The 15,417-nt window shown below is 38.3% G+C and carries 21 protein-coding genes; 7 read left to right on the forward strand and 14 right to left on the reverse strand.

What is annotated here, in order from left to right:
- Window positions 1–42 precede the first annotated feature (42 nt).
- Window positions 43–1,623 (reverse strand): acyl-CoA synthetase MbcS, encoded by a 1,581-nt coding sequence (gene mbcS, locus ACTWQB_RS03320; RefSeq protein ID WP_443137763.1) that lies wholly within the window; start codon window positions 1,621–1,623, stop codon window positions 43–45.
- Window positions 1,624–1,783: 160 nt separating this feature from the next.
- Between mbcS and ACTWQB_RS03325 the strand changes: the two genes are divergently transcribed.
- The 3 genes from ACTWQB_RS03325 to ACTWQB_RS03335 all read left to right on the forward strand — a co-directional run bounded on the left by ACTWQB_RS03325 (window position 1,784) and on the right by ACTWQB_RS03335 (window position 4,369).
- On the forward strand, window positions 1,784–2,164 hold the full coding sequence (locus ACTWQB_RS03325) for a RidA family protein (protein ID WP_443137764.1): 381 nt from the start codon (window positions 1,784–1,786) through the stop codon (window positions 2,162–2,164).
- Between the two features lie 218 nt (window positions 2,165–2,382).
- A complete protein-coding gene (locus ACTWQB_RS03330; protein WP_443137765.1) occupies window positions 2,383–3,852 on the forward strand; it encodes a catalase in 1,470 nt (489 codons plus the stop codon).
- A 121-nt stretch (window positions 3,853–3,973) separates the two neighbouring features.
- Window positions 3,974–4,369, forward strand: coding sequence for a hypothetical protein (locus tag ACTWQB_RS03335; protein WP_443137766.1), 396 nt, complete (start codon window positions 3,974–3,976; stop codon window positions 4,367–4,369).
- 35 nt (window positions 4,370–4,404) lie between these two features.
- On the opposite strand, the gene ACTWQB_RS03340 is transcribed toward ACTWQB_RS03335, so the two are convergent.
- Complete coding sequence (locus ACTWQB_RS03340; protein WP_443137872.1) at window positions 4,405–5,694, reverse strand: hemolysin family protein; 1,290 nt, start codon at window positions 5,692–5,694, stop codon at window positions 4,405–4,407.
- Between the two features lie 126 nt (window positions 5,695–5,820).
- Here ACTWQB_RS03340 and ACTWQB_RS03345 point away from each other — a divergent pair, with 126 nt between their 5' ends.
- A complete protein-coding gene (locus ACTWQB_RS03345; protein ID WP_443137767.1) occupies window positions 5,821–6,078 on the forward strand; it encodes a hypothetical protein in 258 nt (85 codons plus the stop codon).
- On the opposite strand, the gene ACTWQB_RS03350 is transcribed toward ACTWQB_RS03345, so the two are convergent.
- The 10 genes from ACTWQB_RS03350 to ACTWQB_RS03395 all read right to left on the reverse strand — a co-directional run bounded on the left by ACTWQB_RS03350 (window position 6,075) and on the right by ACTWQB_RS03395 (window position 13,622).
- Window positions 6,075–6,533 carry a hemerythrin domain-containing protein gene (locus tag ACTWQB_RS03350; RefSeq protein ID WP_443137768.1) on the reverse strand — a complete coding sequence of 153 codons (459 nt, stop codon included), beginning with the start codon at window positions 6,531–6,533 and terminating at the stop codon, window positions 6,075–6,077. The genes ACTWQB_RS03345 and ACTWQB_RS03350 overlap by 4 nt on opposite strands.
- Window positions 6,534–6,612: 79 nt before the next feature.
- The gene (locus ACTWQB_RS03355; protein ID WP_443137769.1) at window positions 6,613–6,969 is read right to left on the reverse strand and encodes a cytochrome C oxidase subunit II; all 357 of its coding nucleotides are present in this window, start codon (window positions 6,967–6,969) and stop codon (window positions 6,613–6,615) included.
- A 23-nt stretch (window positions 6,970–6,992) separates the two neighbouring features.
- The gene (locus ACTWQB_RS03360; RefSeq protein ID WP_443137770.1) at window positions 6,993–8,621 is read right to left on the reverse strand and encodes a b(o/a)3-type cytochrome-c oxidase subunit 1; all 1,629 of its coding nucleotides are present in this window, start codon (window positions 8,619–8,621) and stop codon (window positions 6,993–6,995) included.
- Complete coding sequence (locus tag ACTWQB_RS03365; RefSeq protein WP_443137771.1) at window positions 8,622–9,089, reverse strand: cytochrome c oxidase subunit II; 468 nt, start codon at window positions 9,087–9,089, stop codon at window positions 8,622–8,624.
- 18 nt (window positions 9,090–9,107) lie between these two features.
- Window positions 9,108–9,227: a cytochrome c oxidase subunit 2A gene (locus ACTWQB_RS03370; protein WP_443137772.1), complete on the reverse strand. Its 120-nt coding sequence runs from the start codon at window positions 9,225–9,227 to the stop codon at window positions 9,108–9,110.
- 155 nt (window positions 9,228–9,382) lie between these two features.
- Window positions 9,383–10,072: a Crp/Fnr family transcriptional regulator gene (locus ACTWQB_RS03375; RefSeq protein WP_443137773.1), complete on the reverse strand. Its 690-nt coding sequence runs from the start codon at window positions 10,070–10,072 to the stop codon at window positions 9,383–9,385.
- A 1-nt stretch (window position 10,073) separates the two neighbouring features.
- Entirely contained in the window at window positions 10,074–10,712 is a 639-nt protein-coding gene (locus ACTWQB_RS03380) for a trimeric intracellular cation channel family protein (RefSeq protein WP_443137774.1), read from the reverse strand.
- Window positions 10,713–10,901: 189 nt separating this feature from the next.
- Complete coding sequence (locus ACTWQB_RS03385) at window positions 10,902–11,387, reverse strand: DinB family protein (protein WP_443137775.1); 486 nt, start codon at window positions 11,385–11,387, stop codon at window positions 10,902–10,904.
- A gap of 96 nt (window positions 11,388–11,483) precedes the next feature.
- Window positions 11,484–11,660, reverse strand: a complete 177-nt coding sequence (locus ACTWQB_RS03390; protein ID WP_443137776.1) for a hypothetical protein — start codon at window positions 11,658–11,660, stop codon at window positions 11,484–11,486.
- Window positions 11,661–13,622 (reverse strand): aconitate hydratase, encoded by a 1,962-nt coding sequence (locus tag ACTWQB_RS03395; RefSeq protein WP_443137777.1) that lies wholly within the window; start codon window positions 13,620–13,622, stop codon window positions 11,661–11,663. It abuts the gene before it with no gap.
- Between the two features lie 255 nt (window positions 13,623–13,877).
- Here ACTWQB_RS03395 and ACTWQB_RS03400 point away from each other — a divergent pair, with 255 nt between their 5' ends.
- The 3 genes from ACTWQB_RS03400 to ACTWQB_RS03410 all read left to right on the forward strand — a co-directional run bounded on the left by ACTWQB_RS03400 (window position 13,878) and on the right by ACTWQB_RS03410 (window position 14,499).
- Window positions 13,878–13,985 carry a putative holin-like toxin gene (locus ACTWQB_RS03400; RefSeq protein WP_443137778.1) on the forward strand — a complete coding sequence of 36 codons (108 nt, stop codon included), beginning with the start codon at window positions 13,878–13,880 and terminating at the stop codon, window positions 13,983–13,985.
- A 90-nt stretch (window positions 13,986–14,075) separates the two neighbouring features.
- The gene (locus ACTWQB_RS03405; protein ID WP_443137779.1) at window positions 14,076–14,237 is read left to right on the forward strand and encodes a VOC family protein; all 162 of its coding nucleotides are present in this window, start codon (window positions 14,076–14,078) and stop codon (window positions 14,235–14,237) included.
- Window positions 14,230–14,499, forward strand: a complete 270-nt coding sequence (locus ACTWQB_RS03410; protein WP_443137873.1) for a VOC family protein — start codon at window positions 14,230–14,232, stop codon at window positions 14,497–14,499. Before ACTWQB_RS03405 ends, ACTWQB_RS03410 begins: the two co-directional genes overlap by 8 nt.
- Here ACTWQB_RS03410 and ACTWQB_RS03415 read toward each other — a convergent pair.
- Together ACTWQB_RS03415 and ACTWQB_RS03420 are read right to left on the reverse strand one after the other, a co-directional pair.
- Window positions 14,484–14,909: a GNAT family N-acetyltransferase gene (locus ACTWQB_RS03415; RefSeq protein WP_443137780.1), complete on the reverse strand. Its 426-nt coding sequence runs from the start codon at window positions 14,907–14,909 to the stop codon at window positions 14,484–14,486. The genes ACTWQB_RS03410 and ACTWQB_RS03415 overlap by 16 nt on opposite strands.
- The gene (locus ACTWQB_RS03420) at window positions 14,906–15,304 is read right to left on the reverse strand and encodes an NUDIX hydrolase (protein ID WP_443137781.1); all 399 of its coding nucleotides are present in this window, start codon (window positions 15,302–15,304) and stop codon (window positions 14,906–14,908) included. The genes ACTWQB_RS03415 and ACTWQB_RS03420 overlap by 4 nt, the downstream gene beginning before the upstream one ends.
- Window positions 15,305–15,417: the final 113 nt, after the last annotated feature.

Here is a 15,417-nt window from a genome sequence, read left to right on the forward strand (position 1 = left end):
CAATATAAAAACCAGCCACAAGCCATGGCTGGTTTTCGACATTTATTTAACCGCTGCACGTTCACGCTGTCTTAATTCCACTCGACGGATTTTTCCTGACGTTGTTTTCGGTAACTCTTTAACAAACTCAACTTTACGTGGGTATTTGTAAGGTGCTGTTAGTCGTTTGACGTGATCTTGTAATTCTTCAACTAGCCCGTCACGTTCTGGGTCAACATCGTCTTTTAACACGATAAATGCCTTAACGACAGCCCCGCGCACTTCATCGGGGCTGGCGACGACCGCACACTCTTGAACGTCCGTATGCTTAACTAGCGCATCCTCAACTTCAAATGGTCCAATTGTGTAGCCTGAACTGATGATGATGTCATCACTACGTCCTTCAAACCAGAAGTAACCATCTTCATCCTTCTTCGCCTGATCACCTGTTAAGTAATAGTCTCCACGATAAGCCGCCTGTGTACGCTCAGGGTCTTTATAGTACTCTTTAAATAAAGCCGGGGTCGATTTATGCACCGCAATGTCGCCTACTTCATCAACACCCACTGGTTCACCGTCTTCATTAACAATCTCAACGTGGTTACCTGGTGTCGGCATCCCCATCGAACCAGGGCGAACCTCCATATCACGAGTGATCCCTACTAATAACGTGTTTTCTGTTTGGCCATAACCATCGCGAACGGTTACATCAAAATAACGACGGAATGTATCAATCACTTCACGATTTAGCGGCTCACCAGCAGAAACGGCACTCTTCAAGCTTGATAAATTATACTGATCGAGTCCGTCAACCTTCGCCATTAAACGATATTCAGTCGGTGTACAGCATAATGCATTCACCTTATACTCTTGTAATAGTTGTAAGTACTTTGTTGGGCTAAACTTACCATTGTAAACTAGCCCCGTTGCTCCAGAACCGAGAATGGATAAAAACGGACTCCATAACCATTTCGCCCAGCCTGGTCCAGCGGTAGCCCAAGCGACATCGCCTTCTTCAACTCCTAACCAATTAGAAGCAGACGTCTTTAGGTGAGCATAACCCCAGCCATGCGTATGTACAACACCTTTAGGGTTTCCTGTCGTGCCTGAAGTATATGACAGGAATGCCATATCATCACGCTTCGTATCTGCAATGACAAATTGATCAGAAGCACGAGTCATCAATGCGTCTAAATGTAGCCAATCGTCATGATCAGATCCTACTACGAAACGCTGTAAGTCATTCACCCGACTAACTTTCTCAAACTCAGAAACATATGGATAATAACTAACGACAGCTTTTGCTTCACCGTGAGATAAACGATAATCAATATCTTTTGCTCGTAGCATTTCCGATCCTGGAATGACGACCAGCCCTGCTTTTAGTGCCGCTATATAAATCTGATAAGCTTCAATCAATCTCGGCACAATAATTAAAACTTTATCACCTTTCTTCAAACCATTATCTAAGAAAGCGTTTGCAATTTTATTTGCGTTTTTCATTAAATCCACATAGGTTATGTCTTTTTTATTACCCGCTTCATCCTCCCAGAGAACCGCTTTACGACTACCTTCAGTCGCAAACTTTTCAAACTCTGATACGATGTTGTACTGATCTGGTGCGATTAATTCTTCTCTCTTCATTCGATCCCCTCCGGTAAAATTTATTGAGCGCTCGCTCAAGACACGTTTATTATAACAAAAATTCAGAAAAATTTAAAATATAAAAATATAGAAGACTTTTGACTCCTATATGTATAAAAAAATATGTTAAAATATCATTTAAAGAAAGGGGTAATGTATGATGAAAAATGTTTACTCAACTGATCAAGCTCCAGCTGCAATCGGCCCATATTCACAGGCTGTTGAAGTTGGTGATCTCGTATTTATTTCAGGTCAGATTCCACTTAATCCAGAGTCAATGGAAATGGTCAGTGATGATGTCGCCCAACAAACTGAACAAGTTATGAAGAACTTAGGTGCAATTTTAAAAGAAGCTGGACTTGACTACAAAAATTTAGTTAAAACTACTATATTACTAGATTCAATGAACGACTTTGCTACTGTTAATGAGATTTATGCTAGCTTTTTAGACGAGCCTTACCCTGCTCGAGCAGCATTTGAAGTAAGCGCATTACCTAAAGGTGCCAAGGTAGAAATAGAAGCAGTTGCATCACGAGCGTAGAGTAAAAACTACGCTTCCCTCTCAATTATTCACTTAAATTCTAGCCAAATGAAATGGCATATTTTCTAACCATTTTTATAAAATACCGGTTTACCACCTCTCAGACCTCTGCATATCTCTCATTATATTTTGTAGTAAATTATAATCATTTTAATTTACAAATCATTATTAATAGGTTAATATATAACATGTACTCATTTTAAGAGGAGGAATGATTTATGGTAGACAAGAACCGTCTAACCACTTCAAGTGGTGCCCCTGTCGGTGACAATCAAAATTCAATTACGGCTGGTAGTCGTGGACCGACACTTATTCAAGATGTACATTTATTAGAAAAATTAGCTCACTTTGATCGCGAGCGTATTCCAGAGCGTGTCGTTCACGCTAAAGGTGCTGGAGCGTTCGGTTACTTTGAAGTGACAAACGATGAAATTTCAAAATATACAAAAGCAGACTTTTTAAATGAAAAAGGTAAACGTACTCCTATGTTCATCCGCTTCTCAACCGTTGCAGGTGAATTAGGTTCAGCAGATACAGTACGTGACCCACGTGGTTTCGCTGTAAAATTCTATACACAAGAAGGTAACTATGATTTAGTTGGTAACAACACACCTATCTTCTTTATTCGTGATGCGATTAAGTTCCCTGACTTTATCCATACACAAAAGCGTAACCCACAAACAAACTTAAAAGACAAAAACGCAGTATGGGATTTCTGGAGCCATTCACCAGAAGCACTTCACCAAGTAACTTATTTACATGGTGATCGCGGTATTCCTGCAACTTACCGTCATATGAACGGTTATGGTAGCCATACTTATAAATGGGTAAACGAAGAAGGAGAAGCATTCTGGGTTAAGTATCACTTCATTAGTGACCAAGGCGTGAAAGGAATGGATGTCAACGTAGCTGATGAAATGGCCGGTACAAACCCCGATTATCACACGGAAGATTTATTTAACTCCATTGAAGAAGGAGACTACCCTTCATGGACGTTATACGTGCAAATCATTCCGTACGAAGACTATAAAACTTACAAGTGGGATCTTTTTGATGTAACTAAAACAGTAAGTAAAAAAGATTACCCTAGAATCGAAGTTGGTAAGATGGTATTAAACCGTAACCCTGAGAACTACTTTAATGATGTAGAGCAGGCTGCGTTATCTCCAGCACACTTAGTGCCTGGTATTGAACCATCTCCAGATAAAATGTTACAAGGTCGCTTGTTCTCATACTCTGACACTCAACGTTATCGTTTAGGTGTTAACCATGAACAGCTTCCTGTTAACCGTCCTATTAACGAACCGAAGAACTATCAGCGTGCTGGTTACATGCAAATGGGTGTAGGTCATAATGATACTAACATTAACTATGAGCCAAACAGCTATGACGAAACACCTAAAGAAGATCCAACAAACAAAGTTAATCCGTTTGAAGTTGAAGGAGAAGCAGCTCAAGTAGCTTACAACGAACATGACCACTTCACTCAAGCAGGTGATTTATACCGCCTAATGAGCGATGATGAGAAAACTCGTCTTGTTCAAAATGTGGTAGACCACTTAGGACAGTGTACAATTGAAGAAGTTAAGCTTCGTCAAATTGGTCACTTCTATAAAGCTGACTCAGAATACGGTGAGCGAGTAGCAGAAGGTTTAGGCCTACATGTGCCTGAAGAGGTAAAAGCTTAATAGATTAATTAAACCAGTCGTGAAGATCACGGCTGGATTTTTTATTAAGTAATAATTTCATCTCACATGACATCCTCCTAAAAACATATACATATAATGACAACCATTTAGGAGGAGAAATATGAAACATCGAAACAATCCTAACCAGCATAATCACCCTTACTATTATTATCCTTGGTATGATGTTTACCAAACGTATCATTCCGGACAAATGCCTAGACAGAATTATCCTGAGGTCGATCCAACGGTTTTTAAAGAATCAGCTGAGGCATTTCGTGATTTACTGAATGATGCAAGCGGCATTTTACAAAGGCTTTCGGAATCAGAGGATTTTGCTTTTGAAGTAATGGATGCGGCTCAACAGAATGATATTGAACGTGTTCAAGCTTTACTTGAGTCAACAGGTATCCATAACGAAGTTGAAGTCGACTACAACCCAGATGGCATCACCATGACAATGCAAGCTAATGTTGAAGGAGCAGACTGTTGTCATCTGACAATGGATTTAAGATGGTAAAAAGGTCTGGCTGTTCATTCACAGCCAGACCTTTTCTATTTACTCACTTCAACTTTACTTACGGTATACCCATCCATTTCTTTAATTAAAAATGTGACGTTTTCATATTTAACACTGTCACCTACTTTTAAATCATGCTTCTCGGTTAACAGCCAACCACCTAGCGTATCAACATCGTAAGCTTCTATATCCAAGTCAAACCATTCATTGACTTCACTAATTAAGACACGCCCTTCAACTAAGTATACATTGCGTTCTAATTCTTTGAATAACTCTTCCTCTTCATCGTCAAACTCATCTTGAATCTCACCGACAATCTCTTCTAATATGTCCTCAACTGTTACAATTCCAGAGGTCCCTCCATATTCATCTACTAAAACCGCCATATGAATATGTTCTTTTTGCATTTTCTTAAGTAATTCCTCAATAGGGATGGTTTCAATTACTCTAATAACTGGCCGTGTAAAAGCCTCAATTGTGTCATGTTCAAAATCTTTAATATCAAAAAAGTTCGTGATCACTCGTTTGACATTAATCATACCAACAATGTGGTCATGATCACCTTCAATCACTGGATATCGTGTGTATGTCGCATCACGCACACGCTCTAAAAACTCTTGTATCGTTGTATCTTTTTCAAATGCTTCAATCTGCATCCTGGGCACCATTATTTCTTTAGCAAGTCGGTTATCAAACTCAAAAATCCGATTCACATATTTGTATTCAGCTTGATTAATCTCCCCACTCTGATAGCTTTCAGATAATATAATTCGAAGCTCTTCCTCAGAATGGGCAATCTCATGTTCGGAAGCCGGACTAACTCCAAACAATCGAGTTAGAAGTCGAGCTGAACCATTCAACAACCAAATGAATGGAAACATGATTTTATAGAACCAAATTAAAGGACGTGAAGTCATAAGTGCAATTTTTTCGGTTAATTGAATGGCTAATGTCTTAGGTGCCAATTCACCGATTACAACATGTAAAAACGTAATAATCGCAAATGCAACAGCAAACGATAGCAGATGAGAGATGGAAGTCGGTAGTTCAAAGTAATCAAAGAGTGGTCGTAATAATCTCTCGACTGTTGGCTCACCTATCCAACCTAATCCAAGGGCAGTAATAGTTATACCTAGCTGACAAGCTGATAAATAGGCATCAAGCTCACCTATTATCTTTTTCGCCGCAATTGCACGTTTATCACCTTGTTCAACTAAATGGTCGATCTTACTACTTCGAATTTTGACAATGGCAAATTCAGACGCTACAAAAAAGGCGGTCAATGCGATTAATAAAATGATTAATAATATGTAAATAAGCGTCATTCCCGACATGAGTCACACCTACTTTTAGATAACATCATGACTAGCTTTCCCCACAGGTTCCGTCTTTATCACTAGTTGATTGTGATATAATGGGAATATATCGTTATTAGTTAGAGGGGAACAGTCATGATTTATTTGTTTATCTTAGTCGGGTTTTTAGTTGTGTCGGTATTAATTCATTATATTCAAACTGGATTAGGCTTCAGTCGAGATTACAACTTCTATATTTTTAGTAGCGTTTTAATATTAAGTATTCTTGCCTTCGGACTTGGCTATTTCTTTGACTTTAAATATCATCTATTCTTTATGGGTTATGGCTTTCTCTTTTTTATTGGTTCTCTCATAAGCCTCGCTGTTTCATACTGGTTCAAAGAGTTGAGTTAAAAACCACTGTAAGAGTCTCTATGGAAACGCCCATTTGCCTGATACAAATACTTTTCTGGTATGGCTTTTTCCATTAACGGAAACAACTGTCGCTCTTCCAACCGAACATGCTCATCTAATAACTCTCCTAATAAACGCATATTCTCATAATCAGTATCACTTTTTTCACGTAATTCTTCGATTAACCCTCGAATTTGCGCATGTTGATAAAGCATTTCTTTTACTAAATCCTGTTCTGAATCGTTCACATGTTGTAAGTAAAGTGGAACAAGTATTTCTTCCTCGTCTCGAAAATGATCTCGACCATCTTTTTCCCAAAAATTAATCATGTCACGAATGAGTTGCTTATAAGAATGGTCACTCTTTTCTGTCCCTGCACGCTTCATGTTCAACGCCATCACTAGTGCATGATGGTGGTGATGGGATAATGGATTCAACGCTTCATGCCTTTTCATATCAATCACCTCTTAAAAATATAGTATGTGAAAATATTGACCCCTACCCATCATTTAATAAGTAGAGGTCATAATATTTTTAATTAACAACGATTGTTGCAACCATATCCATATGGCCCTGACCACATGGTACACTGCATCTTACTGTGTACTCACCTGGATCTAGGTGGACAGTCTGACTTCCCGCGTCTTTTAATTCAAAACCATCCACACCATCGATTGTAATGCCATGCATACCTTCCACATTAACAAGTTCGATTTCAATATCACCTGAGTTCACTTCATACGTATCCTGATTAAAATCGAAGTTTGATGCTTCTAACGTAACTTTCTCAGATGCTTCTACTTGTTCAACTTCGCCACTGGAATCGTTATCTCCTCCACAGGCTGCTAATAAAATCATTGAACCTAACAACATCAACATTAACTTTTTCAAAACCATCAACTCCTTAGATTTTTTTACCAGAATTTAAATCCTTTAGATCCTGGAGGGGCATTTTGAATAATATCGATGATTGGGATGGTATAAGCAAAAATAATTAATGCAAATGCCACTCCAATCCAAACTTTCCAATTCTCCAAAATGGCTGGTGGACGGATAGATTCGTCCGCTTCTACGCCAACCGGAAACTCCTCCTGACCTTTTGGTGCAAAGAACGATAGGTTAATCATTAAGACTAGGTAAAGAATTAATGAAATGAATAATAGAGTTCCGCCTATTGCCATGCCTGTTTCATATGCACCCCAGCTTGATGCGACTGGGTGATCAAAGTATGATGTCAATTGCGTACGTCTTGGGTTGCCTAGTAAACCTGAGAAGTGCATTGCACCTGACATGATTAACATTCCGCCTACCCAAAGAATCGTTTGATAGATCGCTATTCCATTCATCTGTTTAGTTAAAACTCGACCTTTTAAATGTGGAATTAACCAATAGCTGATTCCGAAGAATGTTAGAGCAACTGTTGCACCAATTGTTAGGTGGAAGTGGCCTGTAACCCATATCGTATTGTGAACAACTTGGTTCATCTGGTTACTAGCGTTGATTATTCCACCTGCCCCAGCAGGGATGAAAATCAACATCCCCATAAATGGAGCAAAGAATCTAACATCTTTCCATGGTAGTTTTTTAAACCAACCGAACAATCCTTTACCACCTAAACTGCGACCTCGCATTTCAAATGTGGCTAATAGTGCGAATGCTGTCATTAGAGATGGAATAATGACTGCAAACGTTAATACAACCTGGATGAACTTCCACTCATGACTAATTCCTGGCTCTAGTAGTTGGTGGTGGAAGCCTACCGGAATTGAGAATAAGATAAAAAGTAGAAATGCTAGCCTTGCAAGTGAATCGCTGAATATTTTTCCTCCAATAATTTTTGGTACGATTACATACCATGCCATGTAAGCCGGTAATAACCAGAAATACACCAATGGGTGACCGAAGTACCAGAATAATGTTCTACTGAGGGCAATGTTAATCTCATCTACCCAACCGAATGACCATGGTATGAACTGAAGAACAACTGTAGCAACAACCCCAATAGTTGCGATTAACCAAAGAACTAATGTTGCCACTGCCATAAAAGCGAGTAATGGACTTGTTTCTCCTTTGTTCTCTTTTCTCCAATGGTTATATTGACGAATAATCGCGAATGATCCGAAATAAGTACCAACAATGATTAGTGCTAAAGCAATATAAAATAATGGGTGCGCTTCTAATGGTGCATAGAATGTGTAAAGTACGGTAGCTTCACCAAGCATGATGATGATAACACCCAACACCATTCCAACCACCATCATCCAGTAACCAATCCATGCAGACCGCCTTCTACCTTTACTAAAAGCACCTGTTGTTTTGACAACACTGGCATACAGAAAGCCGAAGATAAAGAATGTTGTGAAGACAATCGCCATTAGTACACCGTGAGCGGTTAGAATTTGGTAGTAGTTTAATGACGGCGGTAAGGTTATCATTTCACTTCTAACTAATGTTTGGAGTAAACCAAAGAGCCCTCCAATGGCGATAGCAATAAATGCAATGTAAAAGTGTGCCATACTCAACTTGCTATCTAAACGGTTCATCTACTTCACCTCCAATTCAGCACTCATCACGTGGTGCCCTATGCCGCAATACTCATTACATAAAATCAAATACTCACCTTTTTCGTTGAACTTATAAGTCATTGAGTTCACATGCCCTGGTGTCACCATCATATTGACTCGTGTACCAGCTATTTCAAATCCATGAACCACATCAACTGATGTAACGATAAACTTTACAGTCGCACCTTGTGGAATCTCAACCTTGTTCGGTGTAAAACCAAATGATTGAAGAACCATCACCAATTCGTATTCATTATCACCAATTTGTCTTAGACCAGGTTCATCGAATGGTGGTGTCTCATTCACTTTCTCTGGATCTAATTTTGTTAAATCACTAGGTGGTGCGTGACCAGAAGCAAATGCTTGATAACCTACTGTAGATAAAAATGCAATTAATGTAATGACTCCAATAATTAACCAAACCTTCTCTAACTTATGCATGTGCATATGAATCCCCCCTCAGGATTAACGCGTAATGAACAAATAATAAATTGACAACCAAGAACCAACAATAAAAGCTCCAACTATTAATACAGAAACAAAAGCCCCATACAACTTCTCATCATGTTCTTTAGAACGCTTCATCGGCAGCCCTCCTTATCTCTTTTTCTACTTTTATCTTATTGGTAAAATCATCTAAAGTTTGTGATTTATATCACAAACTCACCATTATTTGTTGACGGAATTGTGAAATATTTCACAATAAGCGCAAAAAATAACACCCTCCATCTTGAAAGGTGTTAATGTATCCAATATTCTTTTAAGGTATCAAAATCTAGAATATGTATTTCTTTTCGGTTGTAAGCAATAACTTGTTCTTTTTTTAGTCGGTTGAACGCCCGATTAACCGCTTCACGAGACACTCCTATCATGCTAGCTAGCTCCGAGTTTGTGATCGGAAGTTGTAGATAAATCTCACCCGTTGATTTCTTTACTCCTAGTTCGTTGGTGAACCTAATGAGCATCATCACAATTCTATGAAATACATCTTGAGATTGAATCGTTTGAAGCTGCTCTTGTAGGTCTAATAATTTCTTTCCCACCACTTTCAAAACTTTAATAGCCACTCCCGGATTTTCTAGCAACAATAATTCAAAATCTTGGATTGGAATACTCACAATTTTTGTATCCGTTAAGGTGATTGCTGTTGCAGGATAAGGCGTTTCATCAAAGAACCCGACGTGTGGAAACATTTCATCTGAATGTAAGACATTAACGATTTGTTCATTACCTTCTTGATTTACCTTGAAAACCTTCACCAAACCAGAACGAATGAAATAAACAGAATGACGCTTTTCATTTTGGCGAAATATGTAGTCGCCTTTTGTTAATTCGCGTTCAACTGAAATCTGTCTTAAACGATTTAACTCCACTTCATTAAGCTCTGTAAAAATTGGAAACTGTCTAAAGAATGATTCTGATTGAAACACATTATTCCCCCTGACGTTTAAGCTTTTTCAATTGTCTTAACCAATCAAATCTCGAAGGTAAGCTCCATTGATAAATTACCGATAACATTCTAAGTGAGACAATACCGATGATTAATAAGATAAACTGCCACATCGTTGTAGCAATGCCAAATCCGACCGCCATTGCACCTAACACAGCCCACATAGCATAAATTTCTTGATGTAACACAAGTGGTTTTCTGCCCGCTAACATATCTCGAATGACACCACCGCCTACTCCTGTTAAAACACCACCTACAATAACCGCACTCATTGGGTAACCAGCCATGACCGCAAATAGTGCACCTTGCACGGCGAATGAAGCAAGACCAATGGCATCAAAGAAAACTCCCCATAACTTTTTGAACCCTAACACCCAGTGAAAAGGGATGAAGAACAAAAGTGTCATCGTTATAAAAGCTATGGTAAATAACATGCTTTGATTCCATATATCTGAGATCGGCAAATCGAGTAGAATATTTCGGATTGTTCCTCCACCAAATGCCGTTACAAAACCTAATAAATAAACACCGAATAGATCATATTCTTCTTCCAATGCAACAATGGCACCACTAATTGCGAAAGCCATTGTACCAATGATGTTCAAAATATCCCATGCCATTGATTGCACCTCCATCTAGTACAAAACTATCATAACAAAATATTGCTTGTTTGATATATGAAATTTTAGGTTTTCCCCATAAAAATAAAAATTTCCCTATAAAATTGAATTTTTCCCCATAAATCCGAAAAGTTCCTCATATATTAAAATTTTTCCCCATAAAAAATACCACGATTCTAGAACGTGGTATTAAGATTTACTACTTTTCATCATTCGACGCATTGTATTAATTGTGTTGAGGTGTAAAGCCTCATGAGCAGCGAAAAACTCGAGTGCTTCACCTAAAGTGTTCATTCCCATGAATTCATGTGGAAGTTCCAAATCTAGCTTTCCACTTACCCTTTCCTCTAGTTCATCTGACTGCTTCTTGAGTAGCTCTAAAATTTCTTCTTTAGAAGGTGGTTCTTCCGCCCAATCGGATGGGCTCGTCCCTCGAGCATAAAACTCTTGATAAACCTCTGACACACGTGGCTCATCTCCTAAAATCCAGACTAGTTTAGAGTCTAAGTTTGCGACTAAATGTCCCGCATTCCACCTTATATTATTATGAAATGGACTGCGAACCTCATCAAAGTGCTCCTCTGGAATTTTTTCTACTAAGCTAACTACCCAACTTCTCCATAACTTAAAGTGCTGTATGACCGCTTCTTCCGTCAGTGCTACTTTTACACTCATATACCTCACTCCTTCTAACCAATACTTTCAACACAAACTGTAAAATTCCTTTCACATAACAAAAACTGCCCCAATAAAATTGAGGCAGTTAATAATTTAATCTAATATTCGATTGTTTTCATCGACATTACTCACACGGTTTTCTTCACGATTTTCATAATCAGAAACGTAACCATCACCTCGACAAACGGTACATGTGTAGTGCCATTCTTCATCGTCCATTAATAGTCCGCTTCCTTCACAAGCCTTACATCTGTGTTCTTGAGATCCCATTTAAACCCCACTTTCTTGTTGTTTATTCTTGATCCAATTAATCACTCCACCTTCTAATATTATGTCCAGATGTCTGCTTGTTAATCCATGTCTTACACGGATTTTATCATCCTTACCTTTAATACTAATTTCAAATTCATTGTCATTTCGAATTTTATCTCGAATGCCTTCAAAAACGAGTACATCACCATTTTCGATTTTTTCATAATCGCTATCATCAACAAATTGTATTGGTAAGACACCAAAGTTAATTAGGTTTTGTAAGTGAATACGTGCGAAATCTTTAACAAGTACAGCTTTCAGTCCTAAGAAACGTGGTGCTAAAGCCGCATGCTCACGGGATGAACCTTGTCCATAGTTGTAACCACCTACAACAGCATGACCACCTTCATCTTTTTGCTTCATCGCACGTTCATAGTACGTATCATCGACAATTTCGAATGTAAACGTACTAATCCTTTGTAGATTACTACGATATGGTAATACACGAGATCCACCAGCTAGTATTTCATCGGTGGAGATATTATCACCCATCTTAAGTAATACCGGGACCTCAAAGTTATCTTCTATTGGTGATAGCTCTGGAATCGATTTAATATTAGGTCCTTTTTCAAGTTCTACATTTAAACCTTCTGCAGGATCGATTGGTTCTTCTAGCATGCCTTGTTCTTTATCAAAATTAACTTTTGGTTCCTTAATCGTCGGATAACTCATATCTAGCGTTCTAGGGTCTGTAATAACACCTGTTAAAGCTGATGCTGCAGCTGTTTCAGGACTACATAAGAACACACTATCTTCTTTGGTTCCAGAACGACCTGGGAAATTACGTGGTGTTGTTCTTAAACTATTTCGACCTGATGCAGGTGCCTGTCCCATACCGATACATCCGTTACAACCAGCCTGGTGAAGACGGCCACCCGCGCTAAGCAAGCTCGCAATATGACCTTCTTCGACTAATTGCGTTAAAATTTGACGAGAAGAAGGGTTAATATCAAAAGAGACACCATTAGCGATTTGTTTCCCTTTAACAATTTCAGCTGCAATTGCAAAATCACGATAACCTGGGTTAGCTGATGAACCAATATAAGATTGGTAAATCGTTTCACCAGCCACTTCACTTACAGGTACTACATTTCCTGGACTTGATGGTTTTGCAATTAAAGGTTCTAATGAAGATAAATCAATTTCATCATGTAGATCATATGTCGCTCCACGGTCTGCCGTAATCTCTTGCCAATCTTCTTCACGACCTTGTTGTTTTAAGAAACGCTTAACCTCCTTATCAGAAGGGAAAACTGTCGCTGTTGCACCAAGCTCAGCACCCATGTTGGCGATTACGTGACGATCCATTGCTGATAGATCTTTTAAGCCTGGGCCATAGTACTCAATGATTTTTCCAACTCCGCCTTTTACATCATGACGACGTAACATTTCTAAAATAACATCTTTAGCACTTACCCAATCTGGAAGTTTACCAGTTAACTTCACACCCCAGACCTCAGGCATTTTTACGTAAAAAGGTTCACCAGCAATAGCCATGGCAACATCAATTCCACCTGCACCCATAGCTAGCATTCCCATACAACCATTCGCACACGTGTGACTATCAGAACCTAAAAGTGTACGACCAGGTTTACATAGTTTTTGCATATGAACAGGGTGACTAACACCATTACCTGGACGGCTAAAATATAGGCCAAATTTCTTTGCAGCACTTCTTAAGAATAAATGGTCATCAGGGTTTCGGTGATCTGACTGAATTAAATTATGGTCAACATATTGAGCTGATGCTTCAGTTTTCGCACTATCAACACCCATCGCCTCAAGCTCTAACATAACCATTGTACCAGTCGCATCTTGAGTTAATGTTTGATCGATTTTTAAACCAATCTCAGTTCCAGGTTTCATTTCACCTGAAACAAGATGATCTTTAATTAACTTTTGAGCTACATTCAGTTTCATTTGAAAACTCCTTTCCATATTGTCCGTACATATCCACGCTTATAAAAAACGTTTCTATGTAAAATTTACCCATAACTAAGTAATAGCAAACCTCACAGCTGTTATAACAATTATTATTTTGTGCAAAACATATAAATTTACACTACAAAAATAGTGACATTGTAGGATTTTCACAAAAATCATTTACGAACATATGTTCTTTTTTTATAATATGGACAAGTAAATTCTAGGTGGAATATTTTGGAGGTGTTCAATATGGACGGAACCGGTTATATCCTAATCTTGTTCGCCTTTGGTTCTTTTATTGTTGGATTAATATCCCTTGTCGTGCAGGTTGTGTTAGCAATTATTAAGAAAAAGTAGCTTAATACAGTAACCATATCTTGAATAAAAAGGAAAAGTGAACTTAGTAGAGAATATAAACATTAATAAACTTTTTAAAGGGGATTATATATGTTAAATCAGGTTTGTGTTATCACCATTCGTGTCAAGAACATTAAGACATCAATTCATTTCTATACGGAGTTGCTAGGGTTTGAAGTGGATCAGTACTACGGAGATACCATAGCGAGTCTTAAACATCCAAACACACCCGAACACACCCGTTATACTTGAAGAACATTCAGATTTAGATACTTCTAATAACGTTGTACTCGCTTTACAATCAGATAACATCGATCAAGACATATCTAAATTGAAAGCTAATGGAATTACTTTCTTACATGACCCTAAACCTTGCCCACCAGGTCGCTTCACAACACTCACAGACCCTAACGGAAACATAAATCGAATTACTAGAGTTTTCCAAAGTGAACAAGTAACGATTAAACGCCTCACAAATACTGCGAGGCGTTTAATATTTTATAATTTCTTATAAAAACCAGTAGCTGAACCAATGAAGCCATTTCGTTTATAAAAATCATGAGCTTCCTTACGTTCGTTCCGATTTCCACTATTTAATGTCACCATTTGACAACCTTGATTCTTTGCCCAATTTTCTGATGCTTTTAACAATTCTCGGCCGAACCCTTTTCCACGCACTGACTCCTTAACGACCATTGAAACAATACGCACATAAGAATCATCATCCTCATAACGAAACGCACGGATCATACCTGACATACCCACAAGTTTACCTTCGACCTCGTAAACTAAGGTATGGTAATCTGGGTGTTTATTAATCTTAGAAAAACGTTGCTTCATTTTCTTATCACTCGTTGGATAACCTAACTCACCCATCAAATCCGCAAGACCTTGCACATCTTCTATAGTTGCTTCTCTAATCATGTCACGATCTCCTTAGCATAATTTCGTAAAAACTCGATATCCTCTTTATACTGAAAATCCTCATCCGGAACCAACTCTACATCACGCCATTCAACCTTTTGCACTAACCCGTCTGGATCATGCAACGTTTTTTCTCCCCCAGTTACCTTAACACGGAAATACTTAACCACTGCTAGATCAGACTCTTTAACAAATAATTCATCTACCACGTTTACATGGTATCCTGTCTCTTCATAAACTTCCCGCACACAGCAATCTTCAAATGTTTCTCCCTCTTCAACACCGCCAGAGGGTACGGACCACATTTTAACCTCATGGGGTAAACCTTGATAAATCATTAACAATTCTTGTTTTTCATTAACACAAACTGCAGCTGCACCTTTCCATTTACTCATTTTAAAAACTCCCTTCTGTATCGTTAAACTTCGAGATTATCCTTTTGTTCCCTGCTTAAACAAAATTCAATCAAACGTTTGTTTAGATTTAAAAATTACAACTTGAAAACTTA

Source organism: Piscibacillus sp. B03 (assembly GCF_052246295.1).
In the GTDB taxonomy this organism is placed as follows: Bacteria; Bacillota; Bacilli; order Bacillales; family Alkalibacillaceae; genus Piscibacillus.

What these genes read in the sequence shown, in the direction of transcription:
- mbcS (WP_443137763.1), bottom strand. Translation starts at nt 1,623, where the DNA reads ATGAAGAGAGAAGAATTAATCGCACCAGATCAGTACAACATCGTATCA.
- ACTWQB_RS03325 (WP_443137764.1), top strand. Translation starts at nt 1,784, where the DNA reads ATGAAAAATGTTTACTCAACTGATCAAGCTCCAGCTGCAATCGGCCCA.
- ACTWQB_RS03330 (WP_443137765.1), top strand. Translation starts at nt 2,383, where the DNA reads ATGGTAGACAAGAACCGTCTAACCACTTCAAGTGGTGCCCCTGTCGGT.
- ACTWQB_RS03335 (WP_443137766.1), top strand. Translation starts at nt 3,974, where the DNA reads ATGAAACATCGAAACAATCCTAACCAGCATAATCACCCTTACTATTAT.
- ACTWQB_RS03340 (WP_443137872.1), bottom strand. Translation starts at nt 5,694, where the DNA reads ATGACGCTTATTTACATATTATTAATCATTTTATTAATCGCATTGACC.
- ACTWQB_RS03345 (WP_443137767.1), top strand. Translation starts at nt 5,821, where the DNA reads ATGATTTATTTGTTTATCTTAGTCGGGTTTTTAGTTGTGTCGGTATTA.
- ACTWQB_RS03350 (WP_443137768.1), bottom strand. Translation starts at nt 6,533, where the DNA reads ATGAAAAGGCATGAAGCGTTGAATCCATTATCCCATCACCACCATCAT.
- ACTWQB_RS03360 (WP_443137770.1), bottom strand. Translation starts at nt 8,621, where the DNA reads ATGAACCGTTTAGATAGCAAGTTGAGTATGGCACACTTTTACATTGCA.
- ACTWQB_RS03365 (WP_443137771.1), bottom strand. Translation starts at nt 9,089, where the DNA reads ATGCACATGCATAAGTTAGAGAAGGTTTGGTTAATTATTGGAGTCATT.
- ACTWQB_RS03370 (WP_443137772.1), bottom strand. Translation starts at nt 9,227, where the DNA reads ATGAAGCGTTCTAAAGAACATGATGAGAAGTTGTATGGGGCTTTTGTT.
- ACTWQB_RS03380 (WP_443137774.1), bottom strand. Translation starts at nt 10,712, where the DNA reads ATGGCATGGGATATTTTGAACATCATTGGTACAATGGCTTTCGCAATT.
- ACTWQB_RS03385 (WP_443137775.1), bottom strand. Translation starts at nt 11,387, where the DNA reads ATGAGTGTAAAAGTAGCACTGACGGAAGAAGCGGTCATACAGCACTTT.
- ACTWQB_RS03390 (WP_443137776.1), bottom strand. Translation starts at nt 11,660, where the DNA reads ATGGGATCTCAAGAACACAGATGTAAGGCTTGTGAAGGAAGCGGACTA.
- ACTWQB_RS03395 (WP_443137777.1), bottom strand. Translation starts at nt 13,622, where the DNA reads ATGAAACTGAATGTAGCTCAAAAGTTAATTAAAGATCATCTTGTTTCA.
- ACTWQB_RS03400 (WP_443137778.1), top strand. Translation starts at nt 13,878, where the DNA reads ATGGACGGAACCGGTTATATCCTAATCTTGTTCGCCTTTGGTTCTTTT.
- ACTWQB_RS03405 (WP_443137779.1), top strand. Translation starts at nt 14,076, where the DNA reads ATGTTAAATCAGGTTTGTGTTATCACCATTCGTGTCAAGAACATTAAG.
- ACTWQB_RS03415 (WP_443137780.1), bottom strand. Translation starts at nt 14,909, where the DNA reads ATGATTAGAGAAGCAACTATAGAAGATGTGCAAGGTCTTGCGGATTTG.
- ACTWQB_RS03420 (WP_443137781.1), bottom strand. Translation starts at nt 15,304, where the DNA reads ATGAGTAAATGGAAAGGTGCAGCTGCAGTTTGTGTTAATGAAAAACAA.